Below are 216 nucleotides of genomic sequence, written 5' to 3' on the forward strand. Positions count from 1 at the left end.
TTCTTTTAGTTTTGCATATCTATCTTGCTTACTATCTCCTGGTATAAATTTGCCAGCTTTATAATCCATAGCATGTTTTAACTCATGACCTAGAGTGCTCACAAACTGATCAACATTTTTAATGTGAGCTAAATTTAGTATTATTGAGCCACTATTAAAATGTCCTAGAAATTTTTCATCGTCTTTTCCTTTTGCGAATTTATCATCAATTATTCT

The 216-nt window shown here is 30.1% G+C and carries 1 protein-coding gene; it reads right to left on the reverse strand.

Annotation, left to right across the window (positions count from 1 at the left end):
* The coding region (locus UNSWCS_RS12290) for a hypothetical protein (RefSeq protein ID WP_035144364.1) at window positions 1–216 on the reverse strand (216 nt) is incomplete at both ends.

The organism is Campylobacter concisus UNSWCS, from assembly GCF_000466685.1.
In the GTDB taxonomy this organism is placed as follows: Bacteria; Campylobacterota; Campylobacteria; order Campylobacterales; family Campylobacteraceae; genus Campylobacter_A; species Campylobacter_A concisus_A.